General features: G+C 67.5%; 14 protein-coding genes. 11 read left to right on the top strand and 3 right to left on the bottom strand.

Features of this window, described 5'->3' with window-relative positions:
- Positions 1–36: 36 nt before the first annotated feature.
- On the bottom strand, positions 37–798 hold the full coding sequence (locus ACFVWG_RS03875) for a MerR family transcriptional regulator (RefSeq protein WP_391541606.1): 762 nt from the start codon (positions 796–798) through the stop codon (positions 37–39).
- Between the two features lie 85 nt (positions 799–883).
- Between ACFVWG_RS03875 and ACFVWG_RS03870 the strand changes: the two genes are divergently transcribed.
- The 6 genes from ACFVWG_RS03870 (at position 884) to aac(3) (ending at position 8,648) form a co-directional block, all read left to right on the top strand.
- The gene (locus ACFVWG_RS03870) at positions 884–2,101 is read left to right on the top strand and encodes an acetyl-CoA C-acetyltransferase (RefSeq protein ID WP_391541605.1); all 1,218 of its coding nucleotides are present in this window, start codon (positions 884–886) and stop codon (positions 2,099–2,101) included.
- Positions 2,098–4,233, top strand: a complete 2,136-nt coding sequence (locus ACFVWG_RS03865) for a 3-hydroxyacyl-CoA dehydrogenase NAD-binding domain-containing protein (protein WP_391541604.1) — start codon at positions 2,098–2,100, stop codon at positions 4,231–4,233. Before ACFVWG_RS03870 ends, ACFVWG_RS03865 begins: the two co-directional genes overlap by 4 nt.
- 262 nt (positions 4,234–4,495) lie before the next feature.
- The gene (locus ACFVWG_RS03860) at positions 4,496–5,782 is read left to right on the top strand and encodes an ABC transporter substrate-binding protein (protein ID WP_391541603.1); all 1,287 of its coding nucleotides are present in this window, start codon (positions 4,496–4,498) and stop codon (positions 5,780–5,782) included.
- Complete coding sequence (locus tag ACFVWG_RS03855; RefSeq protein WP_391541602.1) at positions 5,779–6,741, top strand: carbohydrate ABC transporter permease; 963 nt, start codon at positions 5,779–5,781, stop codon at positions 6,739–6,741. The genes ACFVWG_RS03860 and ACFVWG_RS03855 overlap by 4 nt, the downstream gene beginning before the upstream one ends.
- Complete coding sequence (locus tag ACFVWG_RS03850) at positions 6,741–7,616, top strand: carbohydrate ABC transporter permease (RefSeq protein ID WP_391541601.1); 876 nt, start codon at positions 6,741–6,743, stop codon at positions 7,614–7,616. Before ACFVWG_RS03855 ends, ACFVWG_RS03850 begins: the two co-directional genes overlap by 1 nt.
- Positions 7,617–7,823: 207 nt before the next feature.
- Positions 7,824–8,648, top strand: coding sequence for an aminoglycoside 3-N-acetyltransferase (gene aac(3) / locus ACFVWG_RS03845; RefSeq protein WP_391542138.1), 825 nt, complete (start codon positions 7,824–7,826; stop codon positions 8,646–8,648).
- On the opposite strand, the gene ACFVWG_RS03840 is transcribed toward aac(3), so the two are convergent.
- On the bottom strand, positions 8,620–9,150 hold the full coding sequence (locus ACFVWG_RS03840; protein WP_391541600.1) for a YbhB/YbcL family Raf kinase inhibitor-like protein: 531 nt from the start codon (positions 9,148–9,150) through the stop codon (positions 8,620–8,622). The two genes, aac(3) and ACFVWG_RS03840, sit on opposite strands and share 29 nt — an antisense overlap.
- A gap of 87 nt (positions 9,151–9,237) precedes the next feature.
- Between ACFVWG_RS03840 and cobT the strand changes: the two genes are divergently transcribed.
- The 3 genes from cobT to ACFVWG_RS03825 all read left to right on the top strand — a co-directional run bounded on the left by cobT (position 9,238) and on the right by ACFVWG_RS03825 (position 12,612).
- Positions 9,238–10,326: a nicotinate-nucleotide--dimethylbenzimidazole phosphoribosyltransferase gene (gene cobT, locus ACFVWG_RS03835; protein WP_391541599.1), complete on the top strand. Its 1,089-nt coding sequence runs from the start codon at positions 9,238–9,240 to the stop codon at positions 10,324–10,326.
- Entirely contained in the window at positions 10,323–11,552 is a 1,230-nt protein-coding gene (gene cobA, locus ACFVWG_RS03830) for a uroporphyrinogen-III C-methyltransferase (protein ID WP_391541598.1), read from the top strand. The genes cobT and cobA overlap by 4 nt, the downstream gene beginning before the upstream one ends.
- 253 nt (positions 11,553–11,805) lie before the next feature.
- On the top strand, positions 11,806–12,612 hold the full coding sequence (locus tag ACFVWG_RS03825) for a TrmH family RNA methyltransferase (RefSeq protein ID WP_391541597.1): 807 nt from the start codon (positions 11,806–11,808) through the stop codon (positions 12,610–12,612).
- On the opposite strand, the gene ACFVWG_RS03820 is transcribed toward ACFVWG_RS03825, so the two are convergent.
- Positions 12,597–13,457 (bottom strand): MarR family transcriptional regulator, encoded by an 861-nt coding sequence (locus ACFVWG_RS03820; protein WP_391541596.1) that lies wholly within the window; start codon positions 13,455–13,457, stop codon positions 12,597–12,599. The genes ACFVWG_RS03825 and ACFVWG_RS03820 overlap by 16 nt on opposite strands.
- A gap of 197 nt (positions 13,458–13,654) precedes the next feature.
- Here ACFVWG_RS03820 and ACFVWG_RS03815 point away from each other — a divergent pair, with 197 nt between their 5' ends.
- Positions 13,655–15,064 carry an aldehyde dehydrogenase family protein gene (locus ACFVWG_RS03815; protein ID WP_391541595.1) on the top strand — a complete coding sequence of 470 codons (1,410 nt, stop codon included), beginning with the start codon at positions 13,655–13,657 and terminating at the stop codon, positions 15,062–15,064.
- A gap of 23 nt (positions 15,065–15,087) precedes the next feature.
- On the top strand, positions 15,088–16,395 hold the full coding sequence (locus ACFVWG_RS03810) for an extracellular solute-binding protein (protein WP_391541594.1): 1,308 nt from the start codon (positions 15,088–15,090) through the stop codon (positions 16,393–16,395).

Here is a 16,395-nt window from a genome sequence, read left to right as displayed (position 1 = left end):
AGATTCGGCCGAAACCCTTTGCGGGCCTATCGAATTTTACCGTTTGGCCCGTTTGCTCTGGGTACGGCGGATCGTCTCGCGCTGCGTCTCGCCGACCGCACGCTCGTAGGCGATCACGAGCCCCTGAATCGTGACGGGCTTGAACCGCTCGACCAGCTGCTGGATGTGCTCCGGCGCGCCGCCCGAATCCCGGTAGTGCGGCCAGACCATGGTCCGGAACACCTCGGTCAGCTCCTCGGCGAGCGCCTTGCCGTGCTCGGAGAAGATCCGGGTCACCGCCAGCACCGCGTCGACCGGAAGGTCGAGGTCGAGCAGTTCGGCGCCAAGCCCGAGATGAGCGGTCGCGACGTGGAAGACGTCTTCATCCGGGGTCGGCTCGACCACGCCGAGCGCGACCAGCGCAACGATGTCGTCATCGCTCAGTTCACGGCCGGTACGTCGTACCAGGGCTGCTCGATCGAGGGTCTCCGGCAGGTCGCGCATCCAGGGGGTGAGCAGCGTGCGGTGCAGTGCGATGTCCTCAGGCGTGGCATCGGCCGGGATCCGCTCCAGGTAGCCCTCGATCGCAGACAGCGTGAAGCCGTGCGCCTGCAGCTCCCGGACCAGGTCGAGCCGGGCGATGTGCTCGGCGCCGTAGTACCCGACCCGGCCGCGGCGGATCGGCGGCGGGATCAGGCCGCGCCCGGCATAGAAGCGCAGGGTCCGCACGGTCATGCCGACCCGGGCCGACAGCTCGTCGACGGTCAGCGTGGCGTCGTCCGCGCCCTCCGGCTTGCCGGTCGTTGACACAGTGGGCATGGCGGAGATCATAAACGAGCCCCCTTGACGACCGTGACACCAACACTGTCACAATGCGAGGGACGACTCGACCGACGGGAACATCATGAGTGAAGCCTTCCTGTACGACGCGATCCGCACGCCGCGGGGCAAGGGCAAGCCGACCGGCGCCCTGCACGAGGTGAAACCGATCCAGCTGATCACCGGTCTGCTGGACGAGTACCGGACCCGGAACCCGCAGCTCGATCTCGCCGAGATCGACGACGTCGTGCTCGGCGTGGTGACGCCGATCGGCGACCAGGGGATGGACATCGCCCGGACCGCCGTCCTGATGGCCGGCTACCCGGACACGACCGGCGGCGTTCAGCTCAACCGCTTCTGCGCCTCCGGTCTGGAGGCGGTCAACCAGGCCGCGCAGCGGGTCCGCTCCGGCTGGGAAGACTTCATCCTGGCCGGCGGCGTCGAGTCGATGTCCCGGGTCAAGATGGGCTCGGACGGCGGCGCCTGGGCGATGGACCCGGAGACCGCGCTCGCCACCGGCTTCATCCCACAGGGCATCAGCGCGGATCTGATCGCAACCATGGACGGCTTTTCGCGCACTGACGTCGATGCGTACGCCGCCGAGTCGCACGCACGGGCCGCGAAGGCTTGGGCCAACGGGTACTTCGCGCGTTCCGTCGTACCGGTGGTCGACCGCAACGGTCTGCAGATCCTCGACCACGACGAGCTCGTCCGGCCCGGTACGACGGTTGAAACGCTGGCCGGGCTGCCGGCGTCGTTCGCCGCGATCGGGGAGCACGGCGGGTTCGACGCGGTGGCCCTGGAGGAGTACGTGAAGGTCGAGCGGATCGAGCACGTGCACCACGCTGGGAACTCGTCCGGCATCGTGGACGGTGCCGCACTGGTGGCGGTCGGCAGCGCGAAGGCGGGGGAGGCGCTCGGTCAGGCGCCGCGCGGTCGCGTGGTGTCCGTGGGCGTGAGTGGCGCGGATCCGACGATCATGCTCACCGGCCCCGCACCCGCCGCCCGCAAGGCGCTGGCGAAGGCCGGGCTCGAGGCGTCCGACATCGACCTGTTCGAGATGAACGAGGCGTTCGCCGCGGCCGTCCTGCACTTCATGAACGACCTCGGCGTCCCGCACGAGAAGGTGAACGTGAACGGCGGCGCGATCGCGCTCGGGCACCCGCTCGGGGCCACCGGCGCGATGCAGATCGGAACCCTGCTGGACGAGCTGGAGCGGCGCGAGCTGCGCTACGGTCTGGCCACCCTGTGCGTCGGCGGCGGGATGGGCGTCGCGACCATCATCGAGAGGCTTGCGGCATGATCGACTGGACCTTCGACCAGGGTGTCGTCACGCTGACGATGAACGACCGGGACGCCTCGGCGAACACGATGAACGAGGCGTATGTCGCGTCGATGGCCGCGCGGATCGAGAAGCTGCAGGCGGAACGGCACCGGTTGAAGGGCGTCGTCATCACCAGCGGCAAGCCGACGTTCTTTGCCGGCGGCAACCTTGAGCTGCTGTCGCAGATCCAGCCCGAGCACGCCCAGCAGGTCTTCGACATGGTCGAGGAGATCAAGCGCCAACTGCGTGCGCTGGAAACCCTCGGCGTACCGGTTGTTGCCGCGATCAACGGTACGGCGCTCGGCGGCGGACTGGAGATCGCGCTGGCCGCCCATCACCGGATCGTTGCCGATGACAACCGGATCGAGATCGGCGTACCGGAGGTGACGCTCGGACTGCTGCCCGGCGGTGGCGGCGTGACGCGGACGGTCCGGATGCTCGGGCTGCAGGACGCGCTGATGAAGGTGCTGCTGCAGGGACAGCGGATGAAGCCCGCGCATGCCAAGTCGGTCGGCATCGTCGACGAGGTCGTGCGGGCCGACGAACTGCTGCGCAGGGCATACCAGTGGATCGAGGAGTACGACGGGGACGCCAAGCAGCCCTGGGACCGCGACGGGTACAAGATCCCCGGCGGTACGCCGTCCTCGCCGAAGCTGGCCGCGTTCCTGCCGGCCTTCCCGGCGAACCTGCGCAAGCAGCTGAAGGGGGCGCCGTACCCGGCGCCGCGGGCGATCATGAGCGCCGCGATCGAGGGCGCGCAGGTCGACTTCGCGACCGCCTCCCGGATCGAGTCGCGGTACTTCGTCTCGCTGGCGACCGGTCAGATCGCGAAGAACATGATCAAGGCGTTCTTCTTCGACCTCCAGGCGATCAACGCCGGTGCCTCCCGGCCGGACGGCGTACCGGCGTACAAGGCGCGGAAGGTCGGTGTCCTGGGCGCGGGCATGATGGGCGCGGGGATCGCCTATGAGTGCGCGAAGGCTGGGATGGAGGTCGTGCTCAAGGACGTCTCGCTGGAGGCGGCCGAGAAGGGCAAGGCGTATTCGGAGAAGCTGCTCGCCAAGCAGGTGCAGAAGGGGCGGAAGACGCCGGAGCAGGTTGAGGAGTTCCTCGGCCGGATCACGCCGACCGCGGATCCGAACGACCTGGCCGGTGCCGACCTGGTGATCGAGGCGGTTTTCGAGAGCGAGGAGCTCAAGCAGAAGGTCTTCGCCGAGATCGCGGGCGTGATCGAGCCGGATGCGCTGCTCTGCTCGAACACCTCGACCCTGCCGATCACGTCACTCGCAGACGGGATCGACCGGCCGGACGACTTCGTCGGCATGCACTTCTTCTCGCCGGTCGACCGGATGCCGGCGGTCGAGCTGATCGTGGCGGAGAAGACGTCGGACCGGACCCTCGCGAAGGCGTACGACGTCGTACGGCAGATCAAGAAGACGCCGATCGTGGTCAACGACAGCCGTGGCTTCTTCACCTCGCGCGTCTTCGGCACGCTGGTGATGGAGGGCGCGGCGATGGTCGGCGAGGGCGTCGACCCGGTGATGATCGAGCGCGCCGCGTCGCTGGCCGGCTTCCCGGCACCGCCGCTGGCGATGATCGACGAGGTCACGCTGACGCTGCCGCAGAAGATCCGCGACGCGGCCCGCGCCGCCGGTGGCAGCGCAGGTGCCTTTGACGATCACGCCGGGATGGCGGTCACCGATCGGATGGTCAACGAGTTCGACCGGCGCGGCAAGGCGGCCGGCGCGGGGTTCTACGACTACCCCGCTGATGGCCCGAAGCGGCTCTGGCCCGGACTGCGCGAGCACTTCACCGGTACGTCGGACGCCACCGTGGTCGACCTCCAGGACCGGTTCACGTTCATCATGTCGCTGGAGACCGTGCGCTGCCTCGACGAGGGCGTGCTGCGGTCGGTCGCCGACGCGAACATCGGGTCGATCTTCGGCATCGGCTTCCCGCCGCTGCTCGGTGGTGCGCTCCAGGCGGTCAACTCCTACGGCGTACCGGAGTTTGTTGAAAGAGCAACGGAATTGGCCGCGAAGTACGGGTCGCGTTTCGCCCCAACGGAGTCGTTGATCCGGATGGCCGAGGCCGGCAAAACGTTTAACTGATCACGGCTGGATACCGTCCGCGCAACATTCCACACAATCGAACAAAGAACAGCGCGCCCGGTCTTGCGCCGGGCGCGCTTTTGGGTCAGTGTGCCTGTACTTCTTCAACGATTCACCCGACTAGGTTTCTCGGGTGGAGGCTGTTGTGATGTTCGTTTTAGTTGTACCGTGTGCGAAATCGGAGATGCTTAACGCTGTTAAGTAACTCGGAACTCCTGGCGCCCTAACCCCTGCGGCGCTGCTCTGAGGGAAGGTGGAAGTCATGCCTGCTCATGTTCCGAACGCCGGTCTGAACCGGCGGGATCTGCTCAAGCGGGCCGGCGGACTGGCCGCACTCGCCGCGTTCACCGCGGCCTGCGGAGGAAATACCGGCAGACCGTCCAGCAGTGGCGGTAGCGGTGGTGGTGCGAAGGTCAACCTGGCGCAGTGGTACCACCAGTACGGCGAGGCCGGCACGCAGCAGGCCGCGGCGAAGTACGCGAAGGCCTATACCGACGCCAATGTCGCCGTCCAGTGGACCCCTGGTGACTACGCCAGCAAGCTCGCTTCCGGGCTGCTGTCGAGCAACGGTCCGGACGTCTTCGAGAGCCAGCTGAACATCGGCATGGTGAAGAGCAACCAGGTGGTGCCGCTCGACGACATCATCGCCGACGTGAAGAGCGACTTCTCCGAGGGCGACCTGGCCACCAACACGATCGACGGCAAGGTCTACGGCATCCGGATGATCGTCGACCCGCAGGTCATCTACTACCGCAAGTCGATGCTCGACAAGGCCGGCATCAAGCCGCCGGAGACCGTCGACGACCTGATCGCCGCGGCCAAGGAGCTCACCACCGACAAGGTGAAGGGCATCTTCGTCGGCAACGACGGCGGCAACGCGCTCGGCGGTCCCGCCCTCTGGTCGTCCGGCGGTACCTACCTGACCGACGACCACAAGCCGGGCTTCACCAATGACCGGGCGGCCCAGGCCTTCGGCAAGCTGCACCAGCTGTACGCCGACAAGTCCGTCCTGCTCGGCGCTCCGACCGACTGGTGGGACCCGACCGCGATCAACCAGGGCCTCGTCGCCATGCAGTGGATCGGCATGTGGGCGGTCCCGGGAATGCAGAAGGCGCTCGGCGACGACCTCGGTGTCTTCGCCTTCCCCGCCCTCGACGCGCAGAGCAAGCCGGCCGTCTACTCCGGCGGCTGGACGCAGTTCGTCTCCGCGAAGAGCGCGAACGTCGACGCAGCGAAGAAGTTCGTGAAGTGGCTGTGGATCGATCAGGCCGAGTACCAGGAGGACTGGTGCCTGAACTACGGCTTCCACATCCCGCCGCGGAAGTCGCTGGCCGCGAAGGCCGCCAAGCTGCAGAGCGGTGTCGCGGCCGAGACCGTCAAGCTGACCACCGACTACGGTCACACCGACAACCCGTCCTGGACCCCGAAGATGACCACGGCCTTCACCGACCTGCTCAACAACGTGATCCGGAAGGGAGCCGATCCCGCCGCCGAGATCGCGAAGGCCGAGAAGACGGTCAACGGCGAGCTGTCGCGGCTGTTCGGATGAGCCGCAGCACGACCGAGGTCCGTCGTACCGAACCCGCCGTCTCTGGTAAGCGGCGGGGACGGCGGCAGAAGGGTATCGCCGGGACGACGTTGTCGTTCTGGTTGTTCGTCGGCCCGTTCGTGATCGGCCTGCTGATCTTCAGCTACCTGCCGATCATCTGGAGCCTGGTCCTCAGCTTCTTCGAGGCGTACAACACGGTCACCCCGTCGAAGTTCGTCGGTCTGCAGAACTACATCGACATGCTGACCGACCACAACTTCCTGTCCAGCCTGGGCACGTTCACGATCTTCGCGATCTTCATCGTGCCGCTGACGTTCGTGATGTCGCTGGCGCTGGCGTTGCTGGTCAACCAGGTGCGGATCGCCAAGGCGTTCTTCCGGTCGGTGTTCTTCCTGCCGACGGCCTGCTCGTACGTCGTCGCGTCGCTGATCTGGAAGCTGTCGATCTTCAACGGTGTCCGGTTCGGCCTGGCCAACACCGTGCTCGGCTGGTTCGGGGTCGACAACATCGCCTGGCTCTCGACGCTGGATCCGCCGTGGTACTGGATCCCGATCATCACGGTGCGGCTGTGGCTGCAGCTCGGGTTCTACATGATCCTGTTCATCGCGGGTCTGCAGCGGATCAACCCGTCGCTGTACGAAGCGGCGTACGTGGACGGCGCGAAGCCCGGCTGGCAGGTGTTCCGGTACATCACGCTGCCGCAGTTGCGGGCGACGTCGGTGTCGGTGCTGCTGCTCAACCTGATCGCGGCGTACCAGGCGTTCGACGAGTTCTACAACCTGCTCGGCAGCACGCAGAACTTCGCGCGGCCGCCGCTGATGTACCTCTACAGCATCTCGCTCGGGTCGATCCAGGACCTCGGTCACGGTTCGGCCGGTGCGCTCCTGCTGGCCGTGATCATCATGATCGTCACCCTGCTGCAGACCCGGCTCTTCGGCTTCGGAAAGGCTGGTGACTGATGGCCACCGCGGAACGTACGACGGGAACTCTCGAGCCGATCGGATTCCGGCGGAGCCCGATCGCGCTGGTACTGCGCTGGATCGCCCTGGTGATCGCGGTCGTGCTGTTCGTACTGCCGTTCTACCTGATCCTGCGCAACGCGCTGTCGACGGAAGCCGACATCACCGCGCCGGACTGGCAGCTGTTCCCCAAGGACATCCAGTGGGGCAACATCAGCGAACTGTTCCACGACAACCAGGTGCCGATGGCGCGGGCGATGTACAACTCCGCCGTCGTCGGCATCCTCGGGACCGGCGGCCAGCTCCTGCTCGCCTCGATGGCCGGCTACGGCCTGGCCCGCATCCCGTACCGGCACGCCGACAAGATCTTCTACGCGATCGTCGCGACCCTGATGATCCCCGGCGCGGTCACCTTCATCCCCAGCTTCATCGTGGTCTCGTCGCTGGGCTGGGTCTCCACCCTGCGCGGCCTGATCATCCCCACGCTCTTCAGTGGATTCGCGGCCTTCCTGTTCCGGCAGTATTTTCTGAATTTTCCCAAGGAACTCGAAGAGGCGGCCCGAGTGGACGGTGCCGGCTATTTCGGCGTCTTCTGGCGCATCGTCGTCCCGAACTCGCTCCCGTTCTTCGCCGCGATCGCCGCCATCACCTTCATCGGCAACTGGAACTCCTTCCTCTGGCCGTTGGTGATCGGCCAGGACTCCAGTTCGTGGACCATCCAAGTCGCGATGTCCACCTTCGTCACCGCCCAAACCATCAACATCCACGAGCTGTTCATGGCGGTGGCCGTCTCGATCCTCCCCTTGGTGCTGATCTTCGCCTTCCTGCAGCGCTACCTCATCCAAGGCGTCACCCAATCCGGCATCAAGGACTGAGCTCCGGCGGGGAGTCCACCAGGCTCCCCGCCGCCCCCACCAACGCAATCTGATGGGTCACCCCACGAGGTTGTGGGTTTTGCACCCGCATGCGAGTCCGGAACCCACAACCTGATGGGTGGACCCATCAGACGGGACCGGGAAAATGCGGCGACTGGCTGGGGGCCTTGGCTACACACTGCCGGTATGGCGTTTCCGAGTGCGGCGATGTTGGGGGATCCACGGTTTCGGCCGGTGACGCGGAGCGGGATCGCTCGGGGCGTGCGGGGGCTGGGGGTGAACGCCGGGGATGTGCTGATGGTGCATGTGCGGTTGTCGGCACTCGGGTGGGTGGTCGGTGGGATCGACACCGTTGTGCTTGCGCTGCGGGACGTGGTCGGACCCGGGGGGACGCTGTTGGCGTTCTGTGGGTGGGACGACAGCCCGTACCACGTGAAGCTCTGGCCGGAGAGTTGGCGGCAGGCCTATGAGGAGATGCCGGCGTTTGATCCGGCCGTGTCGTCGGCGCGGCGGGACTTCGGGCGGTGGCCAGAGCGGCTGCGGACGTGGCCGGGGGCTTTGCGCAGCTCACACCCGGAGGTGAGCTTCGCCGCGCTCGGACCGCAGGCGGGTGAGTTGATCACGCAGGCGGAGGATCCGTGGGGGCCGGATGGTTCGCTCGGGCGGCTGGTTGAGCTGGGCGGGCGCGTGCTGCTGCTCGGGGCGCCGTTGAAGACGCTCACCCTGTGCCACCACGCCGAAGCCATTGCCAACGTGGAGGGCAAACGGTTCCACGAGTACCGGATGCCCATCAGCACCGGCTGGCGGGACTACCGCACGCTCGACACGTTCTACGGCTCACTCCCGTACGACGGGCACGGGATCACGCACGAGGTCGCCGTACTGGCTGATCAGGCGGTGCAATCCGGAGCCGGTACCGAAGGCAAGGTCGGGCCGGCGATCAGTTGGTTGTTCGAGGCCCGCGCCACGGTGGACGCGGGCGTCGAGTGGATCGAGCGGACGTTTACTCCGCGGTCTGGTACGTCGGGGTGAGGATCGCCCGGGCCAGCGTGTGGAAGGCGAGGTTGAAGCTGACGACCGCCGGGGTGGCGGTGTCGTCGACGTCCAGGGCCTCGACGTCGATGGCGTGGACGACGAAGTAGTAGCGGTGGTTCTGGTCACCCGCGGGGGGAGCGGCGCCACCGAAGTTCTTGGTGCCGAAGTCGTTGCGGACGTGGAACGCGCCGTTCGGGAGGCGCTCCGTCGTACCGGCGCCGGTCTCCAACTCGGTGACGTCGGCGGGGAGGTTGACCAGGACCCAGTGCCAGAAGCCGGACACGATCGGCGCGTCCGGGTCGAAGCAGGTGACGACGAAGCCCTTGGTCTCGGCGGGGAAGCCGGACCAGCTGAGCTGCGGCGACGTGTTGCCCGCGGCAAACACCTGGGCGTCGGGGAGCTGTTCACCCTCGGTCACATCGGTGCTGGTGAGAGTGAAGCTGCCCACTTCGGGGAGCAGCTTGTACGGGTCCGGGGTGACGGGACGATCGAGCGACATCTGGGGTCCTCCGCGATCTGCGACGTGTGGTGAATCCGACATTACTGTCCACCGGATCGCATGCCGTCCGAGGGGAGTCGCCCGGGGATGCGAAGATCGATGCACGAGTGGGCACCGAACAGTGGAGGGCATGCGGTGGAGGAGTACCTGGCGCGGATTGCGCCCGCGGACGAGGTGGCGATGCGGGCGGCTGCGGAGCGTCAAGGCCAGCTCACCAAGCCGCCGGGTGCGCTGGGCGTGCTGGAGGACCTGTCGATCCGGATCGCCGGTATGACGGGAGTCTGCCCGCCCGCGGTCCCGACGCCGGCCGTGGTGACGGTGTTCGCGGCAGATCACGGCGTCCACGCGCAGGGAGTATCGCCGTGGCCGCAGGAGGTGACCGCCGGCATGCTGGCGAACTTCGTCGCCGGTGGTGCCGCGGTGAACGCCTTCGCGGCCAACAACCGGGTCGACGTCCGGGTCGTCGACGTGGGCGTGGCCGGGGCGATCGACGAGCTCGACGTCGTCCACGCGAAGGTCCGGCCCGGTACGCGGGATCTGTCGGTCGAGGCCGCCCTGACGTACGACGAGGTGTGCGCCGCGATCACGGTCGGCTTCGACCTCGCTGACACGTTGGTGAAGGACGGCTACCGCTGCCTTCTGACCGGTGACATGGGGATCGCGAACACGACCGCCTCGGCCGCGCTGATCGCGACCTTCACTGGTTCGACCGCCGAGGTGGTGACTGGCCGCGGTACCGGGATCGACGACGCGACGCTGGCCCACAAGACTGCGATCGTCGAGTCGGCGCTGGCGCTGCACGCCGTACCGGCTTCTGACGGGCTTGGCGCGCTGCAGGCTTTTGGTGGTCTCGAGCACGCGGCGCTGGCCGGTTACATCCTGGGTGGCGCGGCCAACCACGTGCCGGTCATCCTCGACGGGGTGATCGCGGGGGCGGCTGCGCTCGTCGCTCAGGCGCTGAAGCCTGCGGCGATCGATTACTGCGTGGCTGGTCACCGCTCGGCCGAGCCGGGACACGCGATCGCGCTGAAGACGCTCGGGTTGGTTCCGCTGGTTGATCTGGATCTGCGGCTGGGTGAGGGCACCGGCGCGGTGCTCGCGTACCCGATCCTGGCCTGCGCGGTCCGTGCGCTCGGCGAGATGGCGACCTTCGAGTCCGCCGGGATCGACTCGTGACCGACCAATACCTGTCCGGCCTCGTCCTGACTGGGCGCCGTGTCGTGGTGGTCGGCGGTGGCGGCGTCGCTCAGCGGCGGCTGCCACGACTGCTCGAGTCCGGCGCGGAGGTCGACCTGATCTCACCCTCGATCACCCCGACCATCGAAGGTCTGCTCGCCAACTCGTCCCTGCGCTGGGTCGAGCGCGGCTACGCGGCCGGCGACCTCGAAAACGCCTGGTACGTCGTTGTTGCGACCGACGACCCGGTGGTGAACGACGAGGTGTCCCGCGAGGCCGAGGAACGCCGGATCTTCTGCGTCCGTTCCGACGACCGTTCCCGGGCGACCGCGTGGACACCGGCATCCGGTCAGCACGACAACGTCACCATCGGCGTACTGGGTGGTGGCGATCACCGCCGCTCGGCCGCAGTTCGCGACGCGATCCTTGAGGGGCTGCGCACTGGTGAGCTCGGCGCTCGGGACGCCGCCGGCAAGCGGCCGGGCGTGTACCTGGTGGGTGGGGGACCGGGCGATCCGGATCTGATCACTGTGCGCGGACGGCGGTTGCTGGCCGAGGCTGACGTGGTCGTCGCCGACCGGCTCGCGCCGCAACAGTTGCTGGATGAGCTGTCGCCGGATGTCGAGCTGTTCGACGCGGCCAAGCTGCCGCGCGGTCGATCTGCTCAGCAGGAGGAGATCAACCGGATCCTGGTCGAAGGCGGTCGCGCCGGGAAGGTCGTCGTACGGCTGAAGGGTGGTGACCCTTATGTCTTCGGCCGGGGCTTCGAGGAGGCGCTGGCTTGTGCCGAGGCCGGTGTCCCGTGGACCGTCGTACCGGGGATCACCAGCTCGATCTCGGTACCTGCGGTGGCCGGGATCCCCGTCACGCATCGCGGTGTCACGCATGAGTTCACGGTCGTGTCCGGTCACATCCCGCCGTCGCATCCGGACTCACTGGTCAACTGGGACGCGCTGGCGCAGCTCTCCGGCACCCTCGTCCTGCTGATGGCGGTCGAGAACCTCCCCGCCATCACCGAACGCCTGATCGCCTCGGGTCGCCCGGCCGACACCCCCGCCGCTGCCATCGCCGACGGCACCCTCCCCAGCCAGCACCGCGTCACCGCCACCCTCGCCACCATCGCCGAAGCCATCCGCGCCGAAGGCGTCGGCGCCCCCGCAATCGTTGTCATCGGCAACGTAGTGGACGTCGCCGCAACCGCCCGCCCTGAGGACACCCCGCAGTGACCGACCCGCTCGGCGCTCGCCCCGCCCTCCCCGCCCCTCCCGGCGCGCACCACCTCGCCGATCCGGGGGCCAACCCGCCCGGCGCTAACCGCCTCGCCCCCGGGGCCAACCCGCCTGGCGTCCGCCCCGTCCGCCCCGTGACCATTTCAGGGGATATCCCCTCAAATGCACGGTTCTCCCCTCGAATTTTGGGGGGAGAACCGTCAACTTGCGGGGATATCCGTTCAAATTGCCGGGGGAGGGGAGCGGGGCGGTGAGCCGGTTGGTGGAGGTGAGCGAGGCGGGGGATCCGCGGTTGGCGGATTATGTGCAGTTGCGGGAGGTGAGCCTTCGGCGGTTGCTGGAGGAGGAGCACGGGCTGTTCATTGCCGAGGGCGACAAAGTCATCCGGCGGGCGGCCGACGGCGGGTTCGAACCGCGGTCGTTCCTGCTGGCGCCGCGGTGGCTGGACTCGCTCGAGGACGTGCTGGCCAAGTGGCCGGAGACTCCGGTCTACGTCGTGTCCGAGGAGTTGGCTGAGCAGGTCACCGGGTTCCACGTGCACCGAGGCGCGCTGGCGTCGTACCGACGTACTGCGGCTCGACCGCTCGCCGAGTTGCTCACTCCGGCGGTACGGCGGATTGCGATCTTCGACGACATTGTTGATCACACGAATGTCGGAGCGGGGTTCCGGGCGGCTGCGGCGATGGGCGTGGACCTGGTGCTGGTGACACCGACCTGTGCGGATCCGCTCTACCGACGGTCGATCAAGGTGTCCATGGGGACCGTGTTCCAGGTGCCGTGGACCCGGCTGGAGGAGTGGCCGGGAGCGCTCGCCGTACTGCGGGAGCAAGGGTTCGTGTCGGCCGCGTTGGCGCTCACCGACGAGTCGATCACGCTGGACGAATTGGCGGCCCGCCACGACGAGAAGCTGGCGCTGATCTTCGGGACCGAGGGCCATGGGCTGAAGCCACATGTGCTTGAGCAGGCCGACCTCACCGTGAAGATCCCGATGGCTGGCGGCGTCGACTCCCTCAACGTCGCCAGCTCGGCGGCCGTCACGTTCTACGCGACGCGGTAGTCGTAGCCGACTGCCTCGATGTGGGCCGCGAGCGGCTCGAGGTCGGCGGTGAACTGGGTGAGCTCGTCGGCCGTCAGGCTCTTGTACGCCGGGGCTGCGGCGAGGTCGGTCTGCTCCTCGATCCGGTCCTTCAGTGCCCGACCGGCAGCTGTGAACTCACCAGCAGCGTCGACCAGGCCGCGGTCGCGCAGCCCGTCGACGACGGCCTCCAGCTCAGCGTCCGACAGCGGGTCAAGCCGACCGTAGGCGCGCGGCGTCATGCCGGTGTCCAGCGCGGCGAAGACGTGCGCCTCCTGCCCGTTGATGCCGGCGGCAACCAGTGCGGCGTTGTGACCGTCACCGCGGTGCTCGCGCAGCAGGGTGGCGGCGTGCCAGAGACGGGCGAGCGGTTCGGTCGGTACGGCGATGGTCCGCAGACCGGCGTACAGGGGGCGACCCTCGCTCGGTGCGTTCAGCGCGAGTCGGAGGGCGAGGTCGGCGGCGCGGGCGATTGCCGGGCTGTCGGCGAGCGGGCCGAGGACGCGGCGGAGTCCCGCGACGCTCCCGGCCTCGCGAGCCGCAAGGGCTGCTGAAGGGGTCGTGATGTCCCAGACGCCGGTGTAGAACTCTTCGGCCATGCCCGGAGCGAAGTTGTAGAAGATCGCGTCGACGACGGCGGCCGGCACCTGACCCAGCGGCGCGGCCCGACCGGCGAAGTACAGCGGCCAGTACTGACCGTCGTTGAAGCCGATCTCCGCCATCGCCTCGTTCGGCTCGTCGCACATGTAGGTGACCAGGTGCAGCGGCTCGAGCAGCTTCTGGCCGAGGTACCGGGCGAGCGTCGTGGTGGGGGCGGTGCTGGTCATGGTGACCTCCGGTGTTCGGTCGGGATCGGCCCGTTGCCGTTCCCTCACCCTGGCTACGAAGCCACTGGCCGCGCTTCGACAGGTCCCGGAAAACTTCTCGAGATTCACCCTTGACCGCTCATCCGGAATGCGCAATCCTGCGAGGAAAGCGCATTCCCATGGCTGTGTCATTCCCGAAGAAGTGAAGGGTGAGGCGGATGCAGGAGTACGAAGCACAGGTGTGGATCGACGGCTGGGCCGAACGGCCCGCGTCGGACTGGTCACCGGTCCTGGACAAGGCGGCCGGTACGGCGTTCGCCCGGTACGGCAGTGCCTCGGCCGAACAGGTGGACCGGGCCGTCCGTAGTGCCCGCCGGGCTCAGCCGGGCTGGGCCGAGGTGGACGCGAACACCAAGTGCGAGATCCTCCGGGCGTTCGCCCGTGAGCTGGAGAACCGGCGGGACGAACTGCTCACGCTGATCATCCGCGAGACCGGCGGTACCCGGGAGAAGGCCGAGGAGGAGCTCGGGCAGTCGGTCAACCAGTTGCTGAACTCGGCCACCCAGCTGACCGAGAACGCCGGCGCGATCCTCCCGCCGTACAAGAACGGCAAGATATCGCTCTCCCGGACGGTCCCGCTCGGCGTGATCGGGCTGATCGTGCCGTGGAACTACCCGATGAGCCTGGCGATGCGTGCGCTCGCGCCCGGCCTCGCCTACGGGAACGCCGTCGTACTGAAGCCGGCCGAGCTGACCCCGATCGCGGGCGGTCAGGTGCTGGCCGAGGCGGCCAAGGCGGCCGGGGTGCCGGCGGGTGTGTTCAACGTGGTCCCGGGAGACGGTCCGGAAACCGGGAGAACGCTCTCTGAGCATCCCGATCTGGATCTCATCCACTTCACCGGCTCGTTCGAGGTCGGCCAGCAGATCTCGGCGTACGCGGGGAAGAATTTCCGCGCCGCGGCCACTGAGCTCGGCGGCGACAACGCGTTCGTCGTACTGGATGACGCGGACCTCGACCAGGCGGCGAGCTGCGCGCTGTGGACCTCGCTCTGGTACCAGGGCCAGACCTGCATCACCGCGGGCCGGCACATCGTGCTGCGCTCGGTCGCCGACGAGTTCACGGCCGCCGTCGTCGACCGGGTGGCCAAACTGCGCGTCGGTGACCCGCTGCGGGATGACGTCGACCTCGGCCCGATCATCACGGAGACCCAGCTGAAACGCTTTCACGAGGGTCTCGTCGAGCCGTCGCTCGCGGCCGGCGCCAAGCTGGCGACAGGCGGCACGTACGACGGCCTGTTCTACCAGCCGGCGGTGTTGACAGATGTGACGCCGGACATGCCTGTGTTCACCGAGGAGATCTTCGGCCCGGTGATGCCGATCACCGTCGTCGATTCCGAGGCGGAGGCGCTCGACCTGGTGAACCGCCACCGCACACTCATGAACTCCGTCTTCACCAAGGACACCATGCGCGGACTTGCCTTCGCGCAACAGGTGAAGAGCAACGAGGTCCATGTGAACGACGGCTACGCCCGCCACGGCGGCGAAGGCCAGCTGGCCGGTTACACCCACCGGCAGTGGATCGGCATCCAGACCACCCCGACCGAGTACCCAGCCTGGACCACCAAATGAGACACCGTGAAGTGAGGACCACCATGTACGTACGTATCGGCGCCGGCATCGTCATCGCCGCGCTGGCCCTGAGCGCCTGTTCGGGCAACGACACCAAGTCCGCCAGCAGCCCATCGGCGTCCAGCACCGAGAAGGTCGAGCTGACCTACGTCAACTGGGACGGCGGCATGGACAAGGTCGTCGAGGACTGGAACAAGCTGAACCCGAACATCCAGGTGAAGCTGAGCAAGCCGTCCGGGACCGGGTACACGCTCTACAACAAGCTGATCACCAACAACAAGGCGGGCACCAACCCCGACATCACCGAGGTCGAGTACCAGGCACTGCCCGCGCTGATCGCGAACCAGGTCGTGGTCCCGATCGACGACTACGTGAAGGGCCTGGACACCAAGTACGACAAGGCGTCGCTGTCCCAGGTGCAGTTCGAGGGCAAGACGTACGGCGTTCCGCAGAACGTCTGCCCGATGGTCTTCTTCTACCGCAAGGACATCTTCGACAAGCTCGGTCTGAAGGCGCCCGCGACCTGGGCCGAGTACGCGACCACGGCGGCCGCCATCAAGAAGGCGGACCCGAAGAAGTACATCGGCAACTTCACCGCCGCCGACCCGGGCTGGTTCGCCGGGCTGGCACAGCAAGCCGGGGCCAACTGGTGGAAGGCCGACGGCGACACCTGGACCGTGAAGATCAACGACGACGCCAGCAAGAAGGTCGCCGGCTTCTGGGACGACCTGATCACGAAGGGTCTGGTCAGCCCGCAGCCGAACTGGTCGGCGCAATGGAACACCGACATGAACAACGGAACCCTCATCGGCTGGGTCGGCGCCCAGTGGGGGCCGAACCAATTGCCGAGCATCGCCAAGGACACCGCCGGGAAGTGGGCCGCCGCACCGCTGCCGGCCTGGACCGCCGGTGACACCACCGTCGGCATCTGGGGCGGCGAGACCGAGGCGGTGACCGCGAACTCCAAGCACCCGGCCGAGGCGGCCAAGTTCGTCGAGTGGATGAACTCGTCCGAGGCCGGAATGGCGTCGCTGATCAAGAATGTGCAGGCGTTCCCCGCGTCGCCGGCCGGCCAGGGGCTGCCCGAGCTGAAGTCGCCGCCGCCGTTCATGTCCAACCAGCCGGACTACAACACACTGATGGCGACCGCGGCCAAAGGCGTGCGTACGTTCGACATCTGGGGACCGAACGCCAACGTGACCTTCGACGCCTACTCGAATGCGTTCGGCGGGGCGCTGCAGAAGAAGACTGCGCTCTCCGGCGCTCTCGACACGATGCAGGACGCGACCGTGAACGACATGAAGAAGCTCGGCTTCCAGGTCGCCGGCTGA

It is taken from the genome of Kribbella sp. NPDC058245, assembly GCF_042882005.1.
Classification (GTDB): domain Bacteria; phylum Actinomycetota; class Actinomycetes; order Propionibacteriales; family Kribbellaceae; genus Kribbella.
Note: the sequence above shows the minus strand (reverse complement) of the source record. Positions and strands in the feature narration are given on the sequence as shown.